Here is a 17,425-nt window from a genome sequence, read left to right as displayed (position 1 = left end):
GGATTCAGGTCTAATATTGCGGAAGTAAAGAAGGGCGAGACTGAGTATTATTGGAGTCAGCAATTAGACCTTGTGCAAAAAAATCAATTACAGACCTACCTTGACGGCGACAAGTCTGCACCACCGTCAACAAATTAGCAGTGTTTTGAAATCGCTCCATCGAACGTGAACCACCACTAACTTTGCGTTTCGTGACAGCCAAACGTAGCGAACGTTCAGCCTGATTGTTATCAGGGGGAACTTCAGGGTAGTCAAGAAAATACCACCATTGATGTGCTTTATCACGCAAAGAACGTAAAAGCTTGCCTGCTGTAGCCCCTGCTAAGTTAATCCAACAATCGAGTGTTTGTTGCAATTTGGATTTGAATTGATTGACCCAATCATTGTAACTAGCACAGTCAAGAGTCTCAAACCATAGGGCGTAATGTCTAAAAGCTTCATCAATTAAATCAACAAACGTTTCGCCAATGGCTTGGTTGTGAAGACCTGGAAGCTGAATTAATTTTTTGAAATGACGGCGTAGATGTGCTAAACATTTCTGCTGGGCTACAGCTTGATAGCCATTGTAAACGCTAAAATCGTCGCTGCTGAGTACCCCTGTATATTTAGCTCCTAAAATTGTTTCTAGTTCGGCTCTAGAACGAGTATCAGCCGCAGTAAACAGGCAGAAATCAGAATTGGCAACTACCCACAACCATTCTTTCACTCCCTTGACAGACCAAGGTGTTTCATCTACATGAATGTTAGGTTGTGTCTGTTTTACCCAACTACTTAACTCCCTAACGGTCGGTTCTATTGCTTGGGTAATTCGTTCATTGGTGGCGACTAAAGTTCCTAACCCAATTTCAATCTGTCCCAGTTCCCACAACATTTCTTGTTGTTTTTCATAGGGCATATGTGCGTAATTATTTGCCCACCCTAAAAATGCCTGTAAACAGATTCCTAAATCTTGTCCTGGGATGATATCTTCTGGCCACTGAGAAGCTTGTACATTGCCACAACTCTCACACACGCAGGTGTGGCGTTGATACTCCACTATTTCAATAGGACGTTCCACTAATTGCGCTACGACGTGTTTTTCTACTTTTAATGCAAAAGGAGCAAATGCTTTGTGACCACAACAGACACAATCTGTAGGACGTAAAATTTCAGAACGATCTACTCTCCCAAAACCCTTACGAGTCTTACCTTGATGTCCTGCCTGCCCACCTGGTTTCTTTTTCGGCTCGTTTGATTGGTCTTGAGGAGGAGCTTTTTTGTTTTCGCTCTTTTTGTGAATGTCTTGTGATGGTGGTTTCGATGAATTAGAACTATCCAAATCTCTGCTGACTTTTAAACGCTCTATTTCTTGCTTTAGTTCTAGGATAATTTTCTGTAACTCACGTATTACCTTGCTCTGCTCAATAATTATCTCTACCAGTTCTTCCTTTGACAACTGGTTCAAGCTTTCTCGCTCTAATTCTTGAGGCAGGTTTTGGTTCATATTTGTGATACTCTCCCTCAAGTGTTACCTTTGTCAATACTCTACCACCTGAATCCTTACTAATTACTTCCCTACGGTCTTTAGTTGTATCATTATGATTAACTATAGCTAAGTTACTATTAGTGCTAGTAACTGCTAGAAATGGGTCAGTAGGATTGCTCATACTAATTATGAGTTGGTTAGAAGAAGAACCAGCTCCGGCTTTAACATGAGCGGATAAAGTAGAGTTATTAATAGCTTCTATTAACCCAGATGCTATTTGAGCAGTGGTACTACTGGAAGCAGTGAAGCTAACATTAACAGCACCTCTTGTAGAGGCAATGGAGAGAGGATATTCTCCATTTGTAGCGGAGCTAACTGTTACTCTTACTCTTAAAGCAGGTGAAGTTCTAACAAAGTAGAGAATCCCTCTTCTATCATTTCTGAAGAATAACTTAACAGAATTCTCTGAGGGAGAAGAGCCAAATACATTAGTAAAATCTGTTAAAGAAGTTACTTGGGTTGGTATAAAAGCATCTCCATTAGTTCCTGAACCAATCATATAAACTGCTTGGTGGGAAGCAATATCTAAGCTTCTATAGCCTTGGGTTGTTTCGTTAATACGAACACCAGGACTTCTAAATGAACTAAATATTGTACTAGACATATTTATTATTAATTAATTGTAATTTCTGAATCAAGGGTGTATTTAGTAGGGTCATTAATAATAGGAATTAAGGAAGCTACTTCTTCCTCTTTTGTCTTAAATCCAGATTTAGCCCTAAACACCCTTAAATTTAATTCTTGTAGGGAGGGAGGATCTTCGAGATTATAGTAATTAGAGGGCTGTAGTTCAGCTAGGTCTGGTAATAATGTAGTGTTAAACCTAACATCAAAAGCAAAGTTAAGATATACTAACCAGTCATTTTCTACTTCCTCCACCCTAGCTACTGTTAATGAGTCCTCTATATTGGCTGGAGTAAATGATTCGATATCAGGATCAGGAGACTGAATTAAAGACACTATATGAATAAAAGAGAGCATTCCTTCTAGAGCTTTTATAGGTAGCTCATGATAGGGGAGTTCACCGGGAAATCTATAAGCAATTCTATAAGGGAACCTAGCTGAGGTCTTAATTTGGTTATAAGCTTCCCTAAAATGAACTACTTCTTGAATGGGTAGAGATAAGGCTGAATTTGCTGGAAAAGTGGTTGAGGAAATGGGAGTATATATTTCACTAGGGTAATCTAAACCCCAGTAATCAATCCTTACCCTCTGTAGTAAGAAATCATTAATCTTCTCTCTTATTTCTTGTATATTCATTTTTTATCTTTATCTCTTCTGAGAATAAGCTTCCAAAGGGTAGGATCATTTTCCATTAATACAACTAGCCTATAAATATCGGCACCGTTAATAGTCTTAGTAGCTGGATTAATATATACAACCTGATTATTGGATATAGGAGGCTCTAAAATAAATATGGCTCTAGTATTACCTTCTGGAATAAATAATCTTTTAGGGTGGGTTCTAGGAATCTCTACTTGAATATCATTAATAGATAGAAATATAGAATCAGCACCTTCAATTGATACAGGTAAATTAACGAATTTAGGTGGAATTGAGGTAATGAGAGGTTTAGGTTGAACGAGAGTATCTACTATCTCTAATTGACGAGTAGTTGGGTTTAAACTCTGATGCCTTATTAATAAATTTCTGCGCTGAGGTATTCCCAATCTAATATCAATTTCTGCCATCTTTCCTTCTATTTGAGATAGCTTTTGATATAATGAAGTCATTTAAGCTTATTAGTTTCCTTTAGAGTCTCTTCTAATAATTTACTCTCTATCTCCGGTAAGGTCTTAGATATCATTCCTCTCCTTCTCTCTACAAATGGAGCATAGAAGACTGGGTTAGATATCTCAAAGTTTAAAGACTTATTAGAAGTAGAATTATACCATCCAGCTTTTAATCTGCCTGTTACTACAGGAGTCCTACCTCTAATCCTACCTATACCCCAATTCATAGTTTTATTTAGAGCATTACCACTAAGTTTACTGATAATCCCCTTCTCAAATAAAGGCCCCTCTTTTATTACATTAGTAATAAGCATAATTTAGTTACCAGTAGTTATATTGTCTATGCCCTAAATACCTGTTATATTCAACATCTATACTCAATAAATGAGCTAATTCTTTTAGCAGTTTAGTGGCATCCGATCTAAGGTGAATTAGATGATTTGCATAAGAGAGTTTAGTATTCCTAGACTCTCTTACAAAACTATTATCCCTAGCCTCTTTTATTAAACTATCTATACTATTAAGCTCTGAGAGAATAGCTGCACATCTATCTATTGTTGATTGAGTATATTCCAGGCTCAATTGACTATTAACCAAACTGTCAGGATTAGCATAACCAAGGGTTAATAATATTTGCTCTTTCTGTTGGTTATTAAATTGAGGCATAAAGATTTTACTCAGTAAGATTACTTAAAAGACCAACTGCCTTACGTCTGTTATGAACCTTCAATTGAGGCTTAACGTAGATTACATAACGTTCAGCATCAGGGTTACTGGAGGGTAGAGCTTCAATGCTCATCTGCATACCATCACGGGATTCAGTGTTATTCTGAGCAAAGGTATAAAGAGTTACATCGCTCTCATCTACGAAGTACATAGTGTTAGCAGGGCAGTCCCAATGAAAAAATTTCATCACCATGAATGAAAATGTGGTAACTTCCAAGATAAGGCTGATACAAGCGAGGTTGTTTCCTTATTAGAGCATCAGAGCCTGAAGGGCAGTCTAACCTGGATATCGAGAGGAATTACCAATTGTCGCCACTGAGCAATTTTTTGGTTTTAGTGAGCACGCAAGTCAGAATCTACTATTTAGATATCCACGTATTAGCCCCCTATCAATTTTGAAAGTTGTAGTAGCTCAAGAGATATGCAGGTAGTCTACAATCGTTGTGCAGGACTAGATGTACACAAAAAGACGGTGGTAGCTTGTGTAATTACCCCGAAGTCTTCGTCCGGATGGCACAAGGAAATACGCACATTCACTACAATGACTCAGGACTTGTTAAAACTTTCTGACTGGTTAACAAGTCACAATTGTACTCATGTAGCAATGGAGAGTACTGGAGAGTACTGGCGACCTGTATTTAATATCCTAGAAGGAAACTTTGAAGTTATGTTAGTTAATGCCCGTCATATAAAAGCGGTGCCAGGACGCAAAACAGACATCAAAGATTCGCAGTGGATTGCCGAACTACTACAACATGGGTTGTTACGTGCGAGTTTTATTCCCCCTGTGGAGCAAAGAGATTTGCGCGATTTAACTCGTCATCGTAGCAATTTTATTCGCGAAAGAGTTAACTTAGTGAATCGAGTCCAAAAAGTGCTGGAAGCTGCTAATATCAAACTTGCCTCAGTTGCCAGTGACGTAATGGGTGTGTCAGGACGAGCAATGCTAGCTGCGATTGTTGAAGGTAGCGCTAGTCCTGAACTGATGGCGGACTTGGCAAAAGGAACCATGCGAAAAAAGCACGATTTACTGATTCAAGCACTTGAGGGTAGAGTTCGTCCTCATCAACGATTCATTCTTGCACAGCTACTGTGTCAAATTGATAGCATAGACGAAACAATTAAATGTTTTGACCAACAAATTGAGGAATATTGCCGCCCTTTCGACCAAGCGGTTGAGTTAGTTGACACCATACCTGGTGTTGCTCGTCGAACTGCTGAGATCATTGTCTCGGAAATTGGCACGGATATGAGTCGCTTCCCAAGTGCCGAACATTTGGCTGCTTGGGCTGGGGTTGCCCCTGGAAACTATGAAAGTGGCGGTAAGAAGCTTTGTGACGGCACTCGCAAAGGTAATCGAGTTTTACGAACTATTTTGGTTCAAGCTGCCCATGCTTTGGCTCGAACTAAAACTTACCTTGCTGCACAGTTTCGTCGTCTGTCGGCACGACGCGGAAAAAAACGCGCTGCGGTTGCTGTTGCACATTCTATTTTAACGATCGCTTACCATCTCATATCACGTCAAGAACCTTATAAAGATTTAGGAGCTGATTATTTCGACAAACATCGACATGTAAGTGTCAAGAAACGTTTGATTAAACGCCTAGAAAAACTTGGTTATCAAGTTAGTGTTGAACCTGTTCCGGTCGCAATTTAAACCTGTAATCAATATTTTGTTTCGGCTGTGTCGCCATTCAACGACAATAGCCACATACTTTCTTTAGTTTTTTACCAAAGTTTGATTTTCAAGTCAGTAGGGATCTTGAATGATCGGTCTACCAGCATAAGTAGCACCTGTATAACCCAGGTCAGCTACTCCAGCAGGAGCTAATTGAATCTGAGCATTTGTAGTAAATAGCTCTTTATACTTAGCAACAATGGCAGGTGTGGTGTAGATAGCTGTAAAGGTGCTACCTCTAGTAGCCATACCTACTTCCATGTTGAGTAGGAGGGCTTGAGTCAACGCTCTGTTAGAGGCATTGGTGTTTCTATAAGCTACCCAATCAGTATAAGTAGTGCTATCAATGTTTGCATAAGTGCTATTAGGAGCAGCAGTTACTAGATTAAGACCTACTACACCACCATGAGCATTAGTACCATCTCCGGTATAAAGTCTACCACTGAGGGTTTCCATGATAACTCTAATACCGTTTCTAACATCAGCAGCAAATAAATCACGGAGGACTCCTACACCAGCAGTTGCAGCTTCAGCAATATCTTCTTTTTGTAATTGGAAAGAATGTCTCAAACGAGCAGAGCCAATAGGTAGTCTAGCAGGTATTACATCATCATCAGAGAAGGTAGTGACATCGGCAGTTGTAGCCTCACCAGTTACAGCAGCTCCACCTACGTTAACATTCCACTTAATATCTTTCTGACTAATAGTACGTTTAGCTACCCTATTTAACATAGGATACTTAAGAAGCTGTAATTCAGCTAATTCTTCTTCAATAAGCAATCGAAGTGAATTTACACGATCAGTAATATTCATATTTGAATTTAGTTAATTTATTGATTTAAATATCTGAGAAAGCCCTCATTAAAGCTTCACCAGCAGAGGGTTTATTATTATTTACTTGAGGAATAGGTTTAGTTTCTTGTGAGGAGGCACCTTGTACTTTACTGGCAGGAATAAACAACTTACCTTCATCAGTAGTTAGGTAATTCTTAATAGAGTCTCCTAAAGTAGAAATCTCACCACTTTTATCAATGAACCAAGAACCATTCTCTTCCTTGAGATAATCCCCATTCTCAAGCATGAATAACTTATAAAAAGCTGACTGATTTAGTAAGTCTGCTTTAGCTATCTCTTGAGTTACTACTTGAGATTTCTTGGCTCTATAAGCCTCTTCATCCTTAGCCTTTAATTGATTATTTAAATCTGCTAACTGCTGCTGTAATGCCTTTAAAGTTAACTTCTCTTTAGATTCCTCTGATTCTTCTATAGGATTTGATTTTAATGATTCGATAGTCTTCTTGAATTCTTTAGTTAAGGAACTACCTAATCCAGAATTCTTTTTATCAACTTCACTTAGAAGTTCAGATTTAAGGGCTGATAAGGACTCTTGAATGAGACTTAATACTTCTTCTTTATCCATATTTATAAAATGTTTAATGGTATCTGTAATTCACCTTACAGTTAGGTTATCTGAATATTTATAATGCCCCTTCAGTAGGGGCTTTATTGGTTATCTAATATATAAATTTGTCTAATTTAATTAGAAATGGCTTTGAGAGATATTCTTTAGTAAAAGGGTGTTTTACTTAACCTTAATATTAAAGATAAATAATTAAACTTAAATATAATCTCAAAGGTGGCAACCCTTTTTCTTCATTATTAAGATCTACTAGAAGAGGGGTTGCCACCTCCACCTTCGGTGGAGATGTCAACACTCACTTAGTGAGGGTTGCTACCTCACGAGGTTCGGTAGAACTTCGTGCCACCTCTATGAAGTAGAGTTGTCAACGTTAACCTAGTTAAGGTTGTCACCTGTATTTACAATGGTTGGAGAATATAAGTTAGTTTCTATCTCCTGAGTAATTAGCTCTTCATCCTCAGCAGATATATTACCTAACATCAACTTCAATAATTGCTGATATTTAAGTCTGAAAGCTGTAGGAGGTAGGTTAACCCTTAATTGACTAAAGTCTATATCAGAAAGGATTTTAAAGTTCTCCAGTAAGGAATCAATGTTATCTAAATCAAAGTTATTTAAACCTGATACTGAAATCTCATCAGAGATGTTCTGTATCCTAGCTATTAGCTGTAATAAATCCTGGTAAGCATCAGTCAGCACCCTACCATATTGCTTTAATACATTCTCTTGATGATAGAAATCTACTCGCTTAGAGACTCCAGATTGTTGTATGACACCTTTCTCAGCAGATACCCCTCCTAATGCAACCATGTCTCGAACCTGATTCTCTATCTGGTTGAGGGTATCTCTTAGGTGGGTTAGTATATGTCCTTGAGGTTCACTCCACTCAAATTTATCTAACTCTAATACGTGCTGTAATCCTGTCGGTATCTCTGCCTCCATGCTGTCTTGATAGGTGGCATTAATATCACCATCAGGGGTCATTACTCTCTTAAAGGTTCTCTGGAAGTATGCCATTGTCTGAAGGTCATATTTAGAACAATCTGTTCTTAAATGCTCTAGAGCTTTAGGAGCAGCTTGATCACAAGCCCATAACTCATTAGGTATCTCTACTTTAATAACAGGTATGCTCCCTACTCCATGAGCTACTACCGAATCTAAGAGAATATCAGCATCCTTAGTAGATACCTTCTCACCCTTATTGTTAAGTATGTTAGAAATAGAACCATCTCTAGCTAACTCTACGTAGGCCTTGTATCTAGCTATATAAGTATTGGTAATAAATGTCCAGACTACTTGAGTTAAAGGAGGAGCTAAAGGATTGGAGGTGTCTTGTACTACCTGCCTAACTTTAATCCATTTTAGATTACCTCTATTCTCTGACCAATTAGTTACCTGTAGGGCAGAGTATACAACTACATAAGGTCTAATGCCTAATAACTCCTCTTGGAACTTATTCTGAGGTAAGGAATCCATTTTAGGCTTATCTATATGCAGATATACCCTCTTAAATTTAAGGCATTCCCTAAAGATATAAGAGATGAGAGAGGATTCGGCCCTTCCAGCTAAATCAGTATTCTCTCTAAAAGCATTCCAGAATTCAACATTATTCTCAATACCAGAGATAGAGATTGTACCGTTAGATAATCTAGATGTCTGCTGACTAATAGCAGAACCTAGAATATTATTGTAGGTGAATTTCTTCAACCGGGTTTCATACAATAAATCATCTTCCCCTGGACGTTGAGGTAAGAATTCTTTAATTTTATCTTCTAACTTATGACCCCCAGCTACTAATAAATCTATCTTTTGGAGATAGGGTAATTGAGCTTGGTATTCAGGATGTACAGCCTCTAATACCTCCAGCTTCAAGGATTGTGGAAATTCAATCATATTTATTTAGTTTATTTATATTCTTTTCTCTAAGGTTGCTAAGGTATATCTAATGCAATCTAAAACGTGTGTTTGTTGATTAGCGGCTTCTATATCTAATATGATTCCATCCTTAACTTCTCTGTGATAACTTCTAATCTGATTTATAGTATTTAATAAGGAAGAATGTACAAAGAATCTATCTTGATAAAATAAAGAATCTACTATCTGTATACCTTCATTTACTTTATTAAACCCAGCTATTGTTTTAGCTAACCCTTTAATACCCTTCTTCCTACCCACCTTCTGAAATTCAATAATACTGGAGGGTCTAGACGGGTCAGCAAATCCTCTCCATATATTGTATTTATTACAGAAATATACAGCTTTATTAATAAAATCATCTATAACTACTGGAGTTTGACTATTATTCTCCCAAGCATCTATTAGGTAATATTTACGGTCTTTAGTAAAACCTATTACTGATAGAGCAGGGTTAATATCTCCCCAATCAATCCCTAGATAAGTAAACTCAAAGTTAGGTAAATTATCTACTATATGGTGATTATTAAATTGAGTATAGAATTGCCCCTCGAAGTCCTCAAAGGATGCTTCAAACTCTTGCTTATATACTCTAGGAGGTAAGCTTAATTTAGCTTGTTCTAGATATCTTCTAGGTACAAATGGGTTGTCTTCTGTAATAAAATGGAAGTAACTCCAATCTTTACTAGATTTAGCTTGTTGGTGGAATTTATAGAGGAAATGTGATTTACCTTTAGGAGTGCCAATTAAAAGAGCTTTAGAGTTGGGAGTATCAGCTAAGGTAGGGTAGATTACATCCTCCCAAGCTTTAAGTGAGAAGTCTTGAAACTCATCTACCCCTACGTAATAACACTTTAAACCTCTAAGAGAATCTCCATTATTATCAGCACCTCTTAAGAGAATATCTGGCTTATTACCCTTGAGCTTGATTCTGAAGTCTGTCCTAGATATATTCTCAACAAATGGCTGACCTTCTAATAGGTTGAGTAAGGGTTGCCAATGAATCTGCCTACAAGCTTTTAAAGTAGGCATTACTATTAAGCAAACTGGAGGGGATGCAGGGTCAATAGCTTGATTAAAGGATAAGGCAGCATAAATAGCTGAGGTTAGGAGAAGGCGAGACTTCCCTAGTCTCCTACCTGCAATTACTAACTTAAACCTACTGCGATCGCTAAATACTTGAGCTTGCTTATGATGTAGCTTGAGGGTTAGATTCATGATCCTCCTCTACATCTGACGTAGGCTCAGTTAACTCAATATTTATCTGGTAGTTAGCATCATTAGATTTAGTTATCTCCTCTACCTCTTCTTTGATTGCTTTAATAGCTGGAGCCACTACATACAGATCAACCTTACGGACTTCTCTTATTTCTCCTTTAGCAGTCTGAACTTGCTCTTCATACCCATTCAGACCTAATTCAATTAATCTTTCTAAAGCTAATAGACGATTTAATTTATGAGCATATTTAAACATACCTAGCTCAAATGCTTTGATTAAAGCTAACCTAGAGTCTTCTCTAAAGTTATTAATTCTGTCTTTGTATTTAGCTTTAATATTATTTATTTGGATGTCTGTTATAGATTGCTGAGGATATCTATCGCTAAACTTGCTCTTTATTTCTTCTATAGATATTCCTGCGTTAGATGCAATTAATAATATTACAAACTCCCTATGATGTGTCTTTAATTTAGTCATAAAAAGAGGCACTAAGGAGTGCCTTTAAAATATTTTATATATATCTAACTATTAGATTTGTCTAAATTAGGATTATAAGGGTGTCTGCTAAGTTTAATAATGCCTCCTCATAGGCTTCCTCTACCCATTGGTTAAATTTAAGTAAAGTAGGATTGTGATTATAATAATGCTGCATTCTCTCACTAATAGTAGGGTTAGATGTATAGTGGAGTTCAATAGCAGCTTGATCTAGATCTGATAACTTACTCAAAGCTTTCTGAAGAGTGTTAGTATCCAACTTACCAAACAAAGTGTTATTAGGATCTAATAGGTGAGGAGGTAGATAAAATCTATCAAGGAAATCATCTACATTATCTAACTGACCTAGGTAATAAAGTCTTAGACATTTTAATAAATCATAGATATCTACATACCCAGTCTTACGTGTCTTAGTATTGTCATAACAGGGAAGATATAATTTATCCTGTCCTGGTTGATATTTATAAATAAGCATAATATTTACCTTTAATTATTAATTAATAATTCTCGCCAGTCTTTCTCATAATGATTACATTCCAGCTTTGTTAGCTTATCTATGTAATCTTTTGTATATAATTTAGAGTCTAAATGTTGCCTATCTGAGTTACTTATTAGCTGAGTAGTGGAGGGATTATCTAACCACCTTCTTACTACTTCCTTTTGTCTAGTGTTAAGGATATTAGATTTTAAATACTCTTGGATAATAGGTAGGATACCATTACGATTCTTTATATTTTTATAATTAGGCCCATAGGTCTTCTTAAAATGATTAGCAATCGTATCCTTACTTATACAGAAATGCTTTTCTAGCTTTCTTAAGCTATACCCAGAAGTATAGAGAATAAATGCTCTATCGGGGACTTTAATGAGGTTTCCTCTACCTCTCTTACTCTTCTTCACTTATGTAAATTTATACCTGATTTATTAATTATCTATATTTATATTCTTATCTATATTTAAAGGTAAATTATGGGCAACTTTCTCTCCACTAATGCCTATTAATTACCTTTAAAATGCTCCTTTCTTGCTTTACCTTTGATTGATAATTATGTGTATATATGTTATATTAAATATATAAATTAAATGTTAAAGAGAAAGAAGGTAAAGCAATGACAAGCCGTTTAATTTACATTTCAACTATTAATCAAACAGAAGCTAATCTAATAGCTGAAATGTTAGGAGATTCATGTAATGTATACCTCAAGATAGGGGCTTGTATGGGTGATGATTGGGAGATATTTAAAGAAGAACTAGAAGAGGGTAATAATAATCTAGTAGCTCTGGATATGGATTTAAGCCCGGAGGTAATGGATATATCCGGATGCAATTATGATGAGCTAGTGTATATTAATCTAGTAGATGAGATAGAGTTAAATCAAATACCCCTACCCCAATCATATGCCTATATTAATAAGCAGAAGATGATTGAAGATATAAAGCTCTATTCCTGTCATGTAGACTTTACTGACTTCAGAATAGGTCAAGAATACCCCTATAAAGAGCTATTAATCCAAGCCCTCTTTAAATGGATACTTAAGGAAGGTCTATCCTCTAGGTCTACAATTCTACCTAAGATAGGTGCCTACTACGATTACATACAAGGTGAAATGAAGGTGGCATAGACCACCTTTTATTATATATAAATTAATAATAAAAATAGGATAATTTAGGAGTCTGTAGGGGCAAGAGGAAGGATGCTATAGCCTATATGGACTCCTTTATAATAGAATCTATATATTAGTTATTAAGAGAATTATATGAGTATTATTAATAAAGGCAGACTAAGGGGTGCTGAACATCCTAGATCTAAAGAATATATCTGCATTGATCCTGAAGGTAATGAATATAGGATTAGAGGATTATCCGAATTCTGTAGGCAATATAATTTAAATTCTAAGCGTATGAATGCGATCGCAGTAGGTAAAGGCAACTTCCATAAGGGCTGGCAATGTATGTTCCCTTTCTAATCAGATATCTGTAAAGTAGAGGTGGACGAAGTTTCACCTAACCTTGTAAGGTGGCAACCTTAACTAGGTTAACGTTGACATCTCCACCTTCGGTGGAGGTGGCAACCCCTCTTCTAGATAACTATATATATAGAGAATAAAGGGTTGCCACCTTTTAACTTTATTATTTAATTGATTAGGATAGTTCAATACTGAGTTTAAGTAATCATCCCCCTCTAACTAGAAGGGTTGGGATGGGACAATAGAAAGAATGAATCACCTTAAGTAGAGGTGGCAACCCTCACTAAGTGAGTGTTGACATCTCCACCTTCGGTGGAGGTGGCAACCCCTCTTCTAGTAAAATGTATATAAAAGGATAAAGGGTTGCCACCTTTTAAAGTTATATAGGTTTGATTAATTATTAATTTTATTGATTGGGTTAATTAATCATTCCTATTGACTAGAAGGCTTCTATCTCATTCTTCGATAGAAGAATTGGGCTTCTATCTCCTACGTCAATAGAGATTCCTTTGGAGGATTAAAATCCTCTACCTGAGATAACCAATACCTCTCCTCAATATCTAACCCTTTAGATCGCAGTAGGGTACCTTCCTTCCTAATAGTCCAGAATAGATAGCTAGAGAGACGATTAAGGATTGCTGAATGATAGTTTACTTTATAGGTTAGTTGAGGATTGACCAGTAGGTGTGTGATTATCTCGGTGCTATACCTCCAACTAATATAGATTCTTTCTAGTTCTCTAACCTGAATCCTAACACCATCCAAACAGACTAACTTAGGGTGTTTATGGTAAAGGAAATCTGGACAGCTACCTAATTCTTTCTCTAATTCGGCTACCCTATTACTCAACCAATCTAAGGCTTCACAAGGTAGTAAATGCTTGTCTGTATCTGCCTTTAAATAGCAAAAGGAAGCTAGAGTAAAGATGTTTCTATCAAGGTAGTTAAGTAGGTAATCTAAATCATATTGAAGGGTGGTATGTAGTGATAGGAATAATTCAATTTTATGTCTGAGTAATTCAATAGCGCCCTGTATAATAGCTGCTGGAGAATTCTTTAGTAGGGGTGGTGAGTTGTGTAGCACTTGAGACCACCCAAGATCACCTTGACCGGGCTTATAAGTTGAAGTTATGCGATCTTTACTCATAATAAATTAGTTGAGATTACATATAAGAAGTTTGTCTAGTTAATTGTTAAATTTATAAGAGATTTATATAAATTTTCCCCCTTGGGAGGGATTGACAGATTATTACATAAGATATATTTAACACAAAACCTCCTAATAGGTATCACTGATAAGAAATATTTATTTAAAATAAGACTAAAGGAGTGGCCAAATACTAATTCACTAGCTATATTAAATATATAGAGAGATATAAATAAGGAAATTAACTAATGGCAAATAACCCAGATTACCCTGTATTCCCTGTCAGAATGCCTATTGATTTATATAATACAATTAAGAGAGATGCGGCTAATAATGAGAGGTCAGCAACAGCTCAAGTGAGATTCATTCTAGAGCAATATTATAGAGACAAGATTAAGGAAGTTGGCGAATAAAATCCCACATCTTACTATTACTTATTTCTTATATTAAAGACAATAAATCATTAAATAAAAGGTTAGAGAAATGACTATGACACAAGTATTGGATATTCTTAATAAAGAAGGAGAGGGGAACGGCCCACTCTCCTCAGAAAGTAATCAAAATAAAGTTAATAATATTATAGCACTTAATCAACAATACTTACAATTCTCTAGAGTAGATAGTAGAATGATTGTTGTTAAAAGTGGTAAGGGTACGGGTAAGACCAAATGGTTAGCAGATAATCTTAAGGAAACAAGCTTATTAGTTATTAGCCATAGGGTATTATTGACAGCAGAATTAGCAGGTAGATTAGGTACTGCCTATTATAAAGACAAAGGTAGTTTGATTGAGGATAGACTAGCTATCTGCATAGATTCACTCTCTAATTTAATGTTCTGCTATCAGAATAGAGAAGTGGTAGTGATTGATGAAGCTACCCAAATGCTCAGACACTTTAAGGGAGAGACTTGTAGAAGTAAGAGACAGGAGATATATACCACCCTACAAGTTGTACTTAGTCAATGTAAGCAACTCATTATCCTAGATGCAGATATGAATGAGGAGACAATCAAATTCTTCAGAGGGGTAATGGGATTAGAGGATGGGGACATTACCTTAGTAGAGAACAACTGGAACCCTAAAGATAAAACCTTCGTTAAGTATGAGAATGATAAAGAGCTAATCAAGAATCTTAGGGAGCAGGTTAAGGTTGGTAAGAAGGTATTTGTAGCCTGTGATACTAGAAGTAGGGTTAAGGATTTGGCTAAGGATTTAGGAGGTGTCATAAGCCCTAATAAGATATTATCCATTCACGGGGATAACTCAATGGATGCGAAGCAGAAGGCATTCATGAAGGATGTTAACAATCAACAGAAGTTATATCAGGTAGTGATTGTATCTCCTAGTGGGTTTACTGGAATGGATATATCTACACCCTATTTTGAGAAGGTTTATTTGATTGGTGATGTTGGGTATGCGATTGCTACTGACCTATTGCAAGCATCAGCTAGAGTTAGAAGTGTTAAGGAAGTGGAGTATTGGATTAGCAGTAAAAGACAGTTTGAGGAATGTGATGCTGAGGTAATTAAAGCAGAATTACAAATGTTTACCTTTGGGATGGTGCCTAAATCAATTCTAGAGGTAATGGGTGGAGAGATATGGAGTCATAAATGGAATCCATTTACTCAGGAATTTACAGTTAATGAAAGACCATATTTTGATATGTGCTGTGAGCTAACAGCATTAGAGAGAGCTAGCTTGAATAACTTATCTGAGAGCTTTGAGGAGAAGGCTGAGTTAGAAGGTGAGGTAGTAGAGTACAAAAGTACCATTACTGAAGAGGAAGAGAGGGAGATAAAAGAGCAACTAAAGGCTACCAGGGCAGCTATTAAAGAAGAGGAGAATCAAGCTGTTCTGAATGCTGAGAAATTAAATACGCTCGATTATCTATACCTCAAGGATAATGAGAATTTGACTAGAGAGCAAAGGTTAGCGGTCAAGAGATATAAACTATTGGATTTGGTAGAAGGGGATGAGGAATTATTAAAAGTAGTGGTAGGTGATGAGGATAAATACTTTAAAGCTGTAGCTAATTGGACTGCGATTAATACAGATACAGAAGAGCTAGAGAAGAAGGATGAGGAAGATAAGGTTAAGAGGTTAGCAGTTGATTGGAAGCATAGAGCTACTAGACAGGAGATATTAAAATACTTCTTAGAATTTATTGAATATGATAAATGCCTTAAGGGTAAAAAGATAGAGCCGTGTACGAAGATAATTGACTGGGCTAAACTTTATAAAAGTGAGATTAAGCAATTACTAGGAATCACAGTGCAGAAAGATGTCCACAAGAAACCTATGCAATTGATCCAGATAGTTCTCAAATCACTAGGTATAGAGATAGAAGCACAGAAGAAGAAGGTAAGTGGTAAGACAGTTAGGGAATACCATATCAATCAAGATAGTGCAGATGTAATCAATAAGATAATGGATGCTAAGAGAGCTAGGCAGGAGGAAGAGGAGTTAGATGATAATCCATTTGCCTAAGGGAGAGGGAATTAACCCTCTCTCTTTAAGGTGGCAACCCTCACTAAATGAGTGTTGACATCTTTACCGAAGGTGAAGGTGGCAACCCCCTTTCTAGTAATCCTTAAAGATAAAGAATAAAGGGTTGCCACCCTCTTTATAGATTATTATTCAGGTAAGTATTAAGTTGATGTTTAGTATCCTTCCTATTAACTAGAAGGAGGTTTCTTAAGGGAGAATTGAGGCAAACTCTCCCTCTTTTATTGCCTAAATAAAAGGCCAATTAACATTAAAATGAAATAAAGGGTAAGAGGATTAACGAATGTTGATAAATAAGAGAATAAATAAATTCCTGATACAAATAATAATATAAATGTCAAACAACCTAACCAAGGATATATAGGGTGATCATCATCCTTGAGTGTAGGCTTTTTAGGTAGTCCATTACTCTGATTATGGTGCTGTGTAGTAGCTGATTTAACAGAAGCTTGATTATTAACTTTATTAGTAGTGGTATGCTGGGTTGGTTTAGTTTGTATGGGAGTTGATTTGGGAGGATTCTGATTAGAATTATTAGCTTTCTCTGGGGAATTATTATGTAAATTATCTAAGTGATTAATTACTTCTTGAATTTCTTGTTGTACTTGATTATTTAAATAATTTAGTATTCCTAACATTTCTTGTATGATTTCAGTATATATTTCATTCATCATTTCTAAACCAAGTAGAATATATTGATCATTAGTAAGATTCTTTAGTATATTAATATCTGCAATATCATTATTAATTAATTGATTTAGTTCAATGAACAATGATTGCATAGAACTCTTATTAATTAATTCTGTATTACTCCCTAGCTCAATTACATAAGCTAGAAGTTTCTTTAAGTTGGGTATAATTAACTCTTTTATGGAGGCTTTAATAGATTCCCCTACAGCTATATCAGAGTTATTGGATATTAATAATTCTTCTGCCCTATTTATCCTATAGGATAAAAGCACTGAGAGCATTCTTAAGAAATCAAATGCCTTAGATGCAGTGGTCATAATAATAGAATTACCTTGCTTAAGAGACATTAACCCCTTTGTAACTCGCTTATACAAGATATCCCAATAGGGAAAATACTGAATTAATTA

The 17,425-nt window shown here is 36.2% G+C and carries 19 protein-coding genes; 4 read left to right on the top strand and 15 right to left on the bottom strand.

What is annotated here, in order from left to right; all coding sequences use genetic code 11:
* Positions 1 to 10 precede the first annotated feature (10 nt).
* Genes tnpC through NOS7524_RS15545 form a run of 7 tightly spaced genes read right to left on the bottom strand, consistent with a single transcriptional unit; the run spans position 11 to position 4,177 of the window.
* Positions 11 to 1,483, bottom strand: coding sequence for an IS66 family transposase (gene tnpC, locus NOS7524_RS15575; protein ID WP_015138459.1), 1,473 nt, complete (start codon positions 1,481 to 1,483; stop codon positions 11 to 13).
* A complete protein-coding gene (locus tag NOS7524_RS15570) occupies positions 1,401 to 2,129 on the bottom strand; it encodes a phage tail sheath protein (protein WP_015139438.1) in 729 nt (242 codons plus the stop codon). Before NOS7524_RS15570 ends, tnpC begins: the two co-directional genes overlap by 83 nt.
* A gap of 8 nt (positions 2,130 to 2,137) precedes the next feature.
* Positions 2,138 to 2,785, bottom strand: coding sequence for a hypothetical protein (locus tag NOS7524_RS15565; protein WP_015139437.1), 648 nt, complete (start codon positions 2,783 to 2,785; stop codon positions 2,138 to 2,140).
* Positions 2,782 to 3,258 (bottom strand): hypothetical protein, encoded by a 477-nt coding sequence (locus tag NOS7524_RS15560; RefSeq protein ID WP_015139436.1) that lies wholly within the window; start codon positions 3,256 to 3,258, stop codon positions 2,782 to 2,784. The genes NOS7524_RS15565 and NOS7524_RS15560 overlap by 4 nt, the downstream gene beginning before the upstream one ends.
* Positions 3,255 to 3,572: an HK97 gp10 family phage protein gene (locus NOS7524_RS15555; RefSeq protein ID WP_015139435.1), complete on the bottom strand. Its 318-nt coding sequence runs from the start codon at positions 3,570 to 3,572 to the stop codon at positions 3,255 to 3,257. The genes NOS7524_RS15560 and NOS7524_RS15555 overlap by 4 nt, the downstream gene beginning before the upstream one ends.
* A 7-nt stretch (positions 3,573 to 3,579) precedes the next feature.
* Positions 3,580 to 3,924 (bottom strand): hypothetical protein, encoded by a 345-nt coding sequence (locus NOS7524_RS15550; RefSeq protein WP_015139434.1) that lies wholly within the window; start codon positions 3,922 to 3,924, stop codon positions 3,580 to 3,582.
* Positions 3,925 to 3,931: 7 nt separating this feature from the next.
* Positions 3,932 to 4,177 (bottom strand): hypothetical protein, encoded by a 246-nt coding sequence (locus NOS7524_RS15545; protein ID WP_041555349.1) that lies wholly within the window; start codon positions 4,175 to 4,177, stop codon positions 3,932 to 3,934.
* A 228-nt stretch (positions 4,178 to 4,405) separates the two neighbouring features.
* Between NOS7524_RS15545 and NOS7524_RS15540 the strand changes: the two genes are divergently transcribed.
* Entirely contained in the window at positions 4,406 to 5,641 is a 1,236-nt protein-coding gene (locus NOS7524_RS15540) for an IS110 family transposase (protein WP_015136751.1), read from the top strand.
* Positions 5,642 to 5,734: 93 nt separating this feature from the next.
* Here the strand turns inward: NOS7524_RS15540 and NOS7524_RS15535 are convergent, their stop codons facing one another.
* The 6 genes from NOS7524_RS15535 to NOS7524_RS15510 all read right to left on the bottom strand — a co-directional run bounded on the left by NOS7524_RS15535 (position 5,735) and on the right by NOS7524_RS15510 (position 11,185).
* Positions 5,735 to 6,475, bottom strand: a complete 741-nt coding sequence (locus tag NOS7524_RS15535) for a phage major capsid protein (RefSeq protein ID WP_015139432.1) — start codon at positions 6,473 to 6,475, stop codon at positions 5,735 to 5,737.
* Between the two features lie 25 nt (positions 6,476 to 6,500).
* Positions 6,501 to 7,082, bottom strand: coding sequence for a hypothetical protein (locus NOS7524_RS15530; protein WP_015139431.1), 582 nt, complete (start codon positions 7,080 to 7,082; stop codon positions 6,501 to 6,503).
* A 375-nt stretch (positions 7,083 to 7,457) separates the two neighbouring features.
* The gene (locus NOS7524_RS15525; RefSeq protein ID WP_015139430.1) at positions 7,458 to 8,975 is read right to left on the bottom strand and encodes a hypothetical protein; all 1,518 of its coding nucleotides are present in this window, start codon (positions 8,973 to 8,975) and stop codon (positions 7,458 to 7,460) included.
* Positions 8,976 to 8,990: 15 nt separating this feature from the next.
* Positions 8,991 to 10,028, bottom strand: coding sequence for a hypothetical protein (locus NOS7524_RS15520; RefSeq protein ID WP_171815377.1), 1,038 nt, complete (start codon positions 10,026 to 10,028; stop codon positions 8,991 to 8,993).
* A 157-nt stretch (positions 10,029 to 10,185) separates the two neighbouring features.
* A complete protein-coding gene (locus NOS7524_RS15515) occupies positions 10,186 to 10,692 on the bottom strand; it encodes a hypothetical protein (protein ID WP_015139428.1) in 507 nt (168 codons plus the stop codon).
* Positions 10,693 to 10,753: 61 nt separating this feature from the next.
* Positions 10,754 to 11,185 (bottom strand): hypothetical protein, encoded by a 432-nt coding sequence (locus NOS7524_RS15510; RefSeq protein ID WP_015139427.1) that lies wholly within the window; start codon positions 11,183 to 11,185, stop codon positions 10,754 to 10,756.
* 634 nt (positions 11,186 to 11,819) lie between these two features.
* On the opposite strand from NOS7524_RS15510, the gene NOS7524_RS15500 reads away from it, so the two are divergent.
* The gene (locus NOS7524_RS15500; RefSeq protein WP_015139425.1) at positions 11,820 to 12,332 is read left to right on the top strand and encodes a hypothetical protein; all 513 of its coding nucleotides are present in this window, start codon (positions 11,820 to 11,822) and stop codon (positions 12,330 to 12,332) included.
* 834 nt (positions 12,333 to 13,166) lie between these two features.
* Here the strand turns inward: NOS7524_RS15500 and NOS7524_RS31200 are convergent.
* Positions 13,167 to 13,823, bottom strand: a complete 657-nt coding sequence (locus NOS7524_RS31200) for a hypothetical protein (protein ID WP_015139423.1) — start codon at positions 13,821 to 13,823, stop codon at positions 13,167 to 13,169.
* A gap of 248 nt (positions 13,824 to 14,071) precedes the next feature.
* Between NOS7524_RS31200 and NOS7524_RS30085 the strand changes: the two genes are divergently transcribed.
* Together NOS7524_RS30085 and NOS7524_RS15490 are read left to right on the top strand one after the other, a co-directional pair.
* Entirely contained in the window at positions 14,072 to 14,236 is a 165-nt protein-coding gene (locus tag NOS7524_RS30085; protein WP_015139422.1) for a hypothetical protein, read from the top strand.
* Positions 14,237 to 14,312: 76 nt separating this feature from the next.
* Positions 14,313 to 16,310: a plasmid replication protein, CyRepA1 family gene (locus NOS7524_RS15490; RefSeq protein WP_041555348.1), complete on the top strand. Its 1,998-nt coding sequence runs from the start codon at positions 14,313 to 14,315 to the stop codon at positions 16,308 to 16,310.
* A 239-nt stretch (positions 16,311 to 16,549) separates the two neighbouring features.
* Here NOS7524_RS15490 and NOS7524_RS15485 read toward each other — a convergent pair whose 3' ends face one another.
* A complete protein-coding gene (locus NOS7524_RS15485; protein ID WP_015139420.1) occupies positions 16,550 to 17,365 on the bottom strand; it encodes a hypothetical protein in 816 nt (271 codons plus the stop codon).
* Between the last annotated feature and the right edge of the window lie 60 nt (positions 17,366 to 17,425).

The sequence above is a fragment of the Nostoc sp. PCC 7524 genome (assembly GCF_000316645.1).
In the GTDB taxonomy this organism is placed as follows: domain Bacteria; phylum Cyanobacteriota; class Cyanobacteriia; order Cyanobacteriales; family Nostocaceae; genus Trichormus.
The sequence above is the reverse complement of the archived record's forward strand: the minus strand, read 5'-3'. Positions and strand labels throughout refer to the sequence as shown.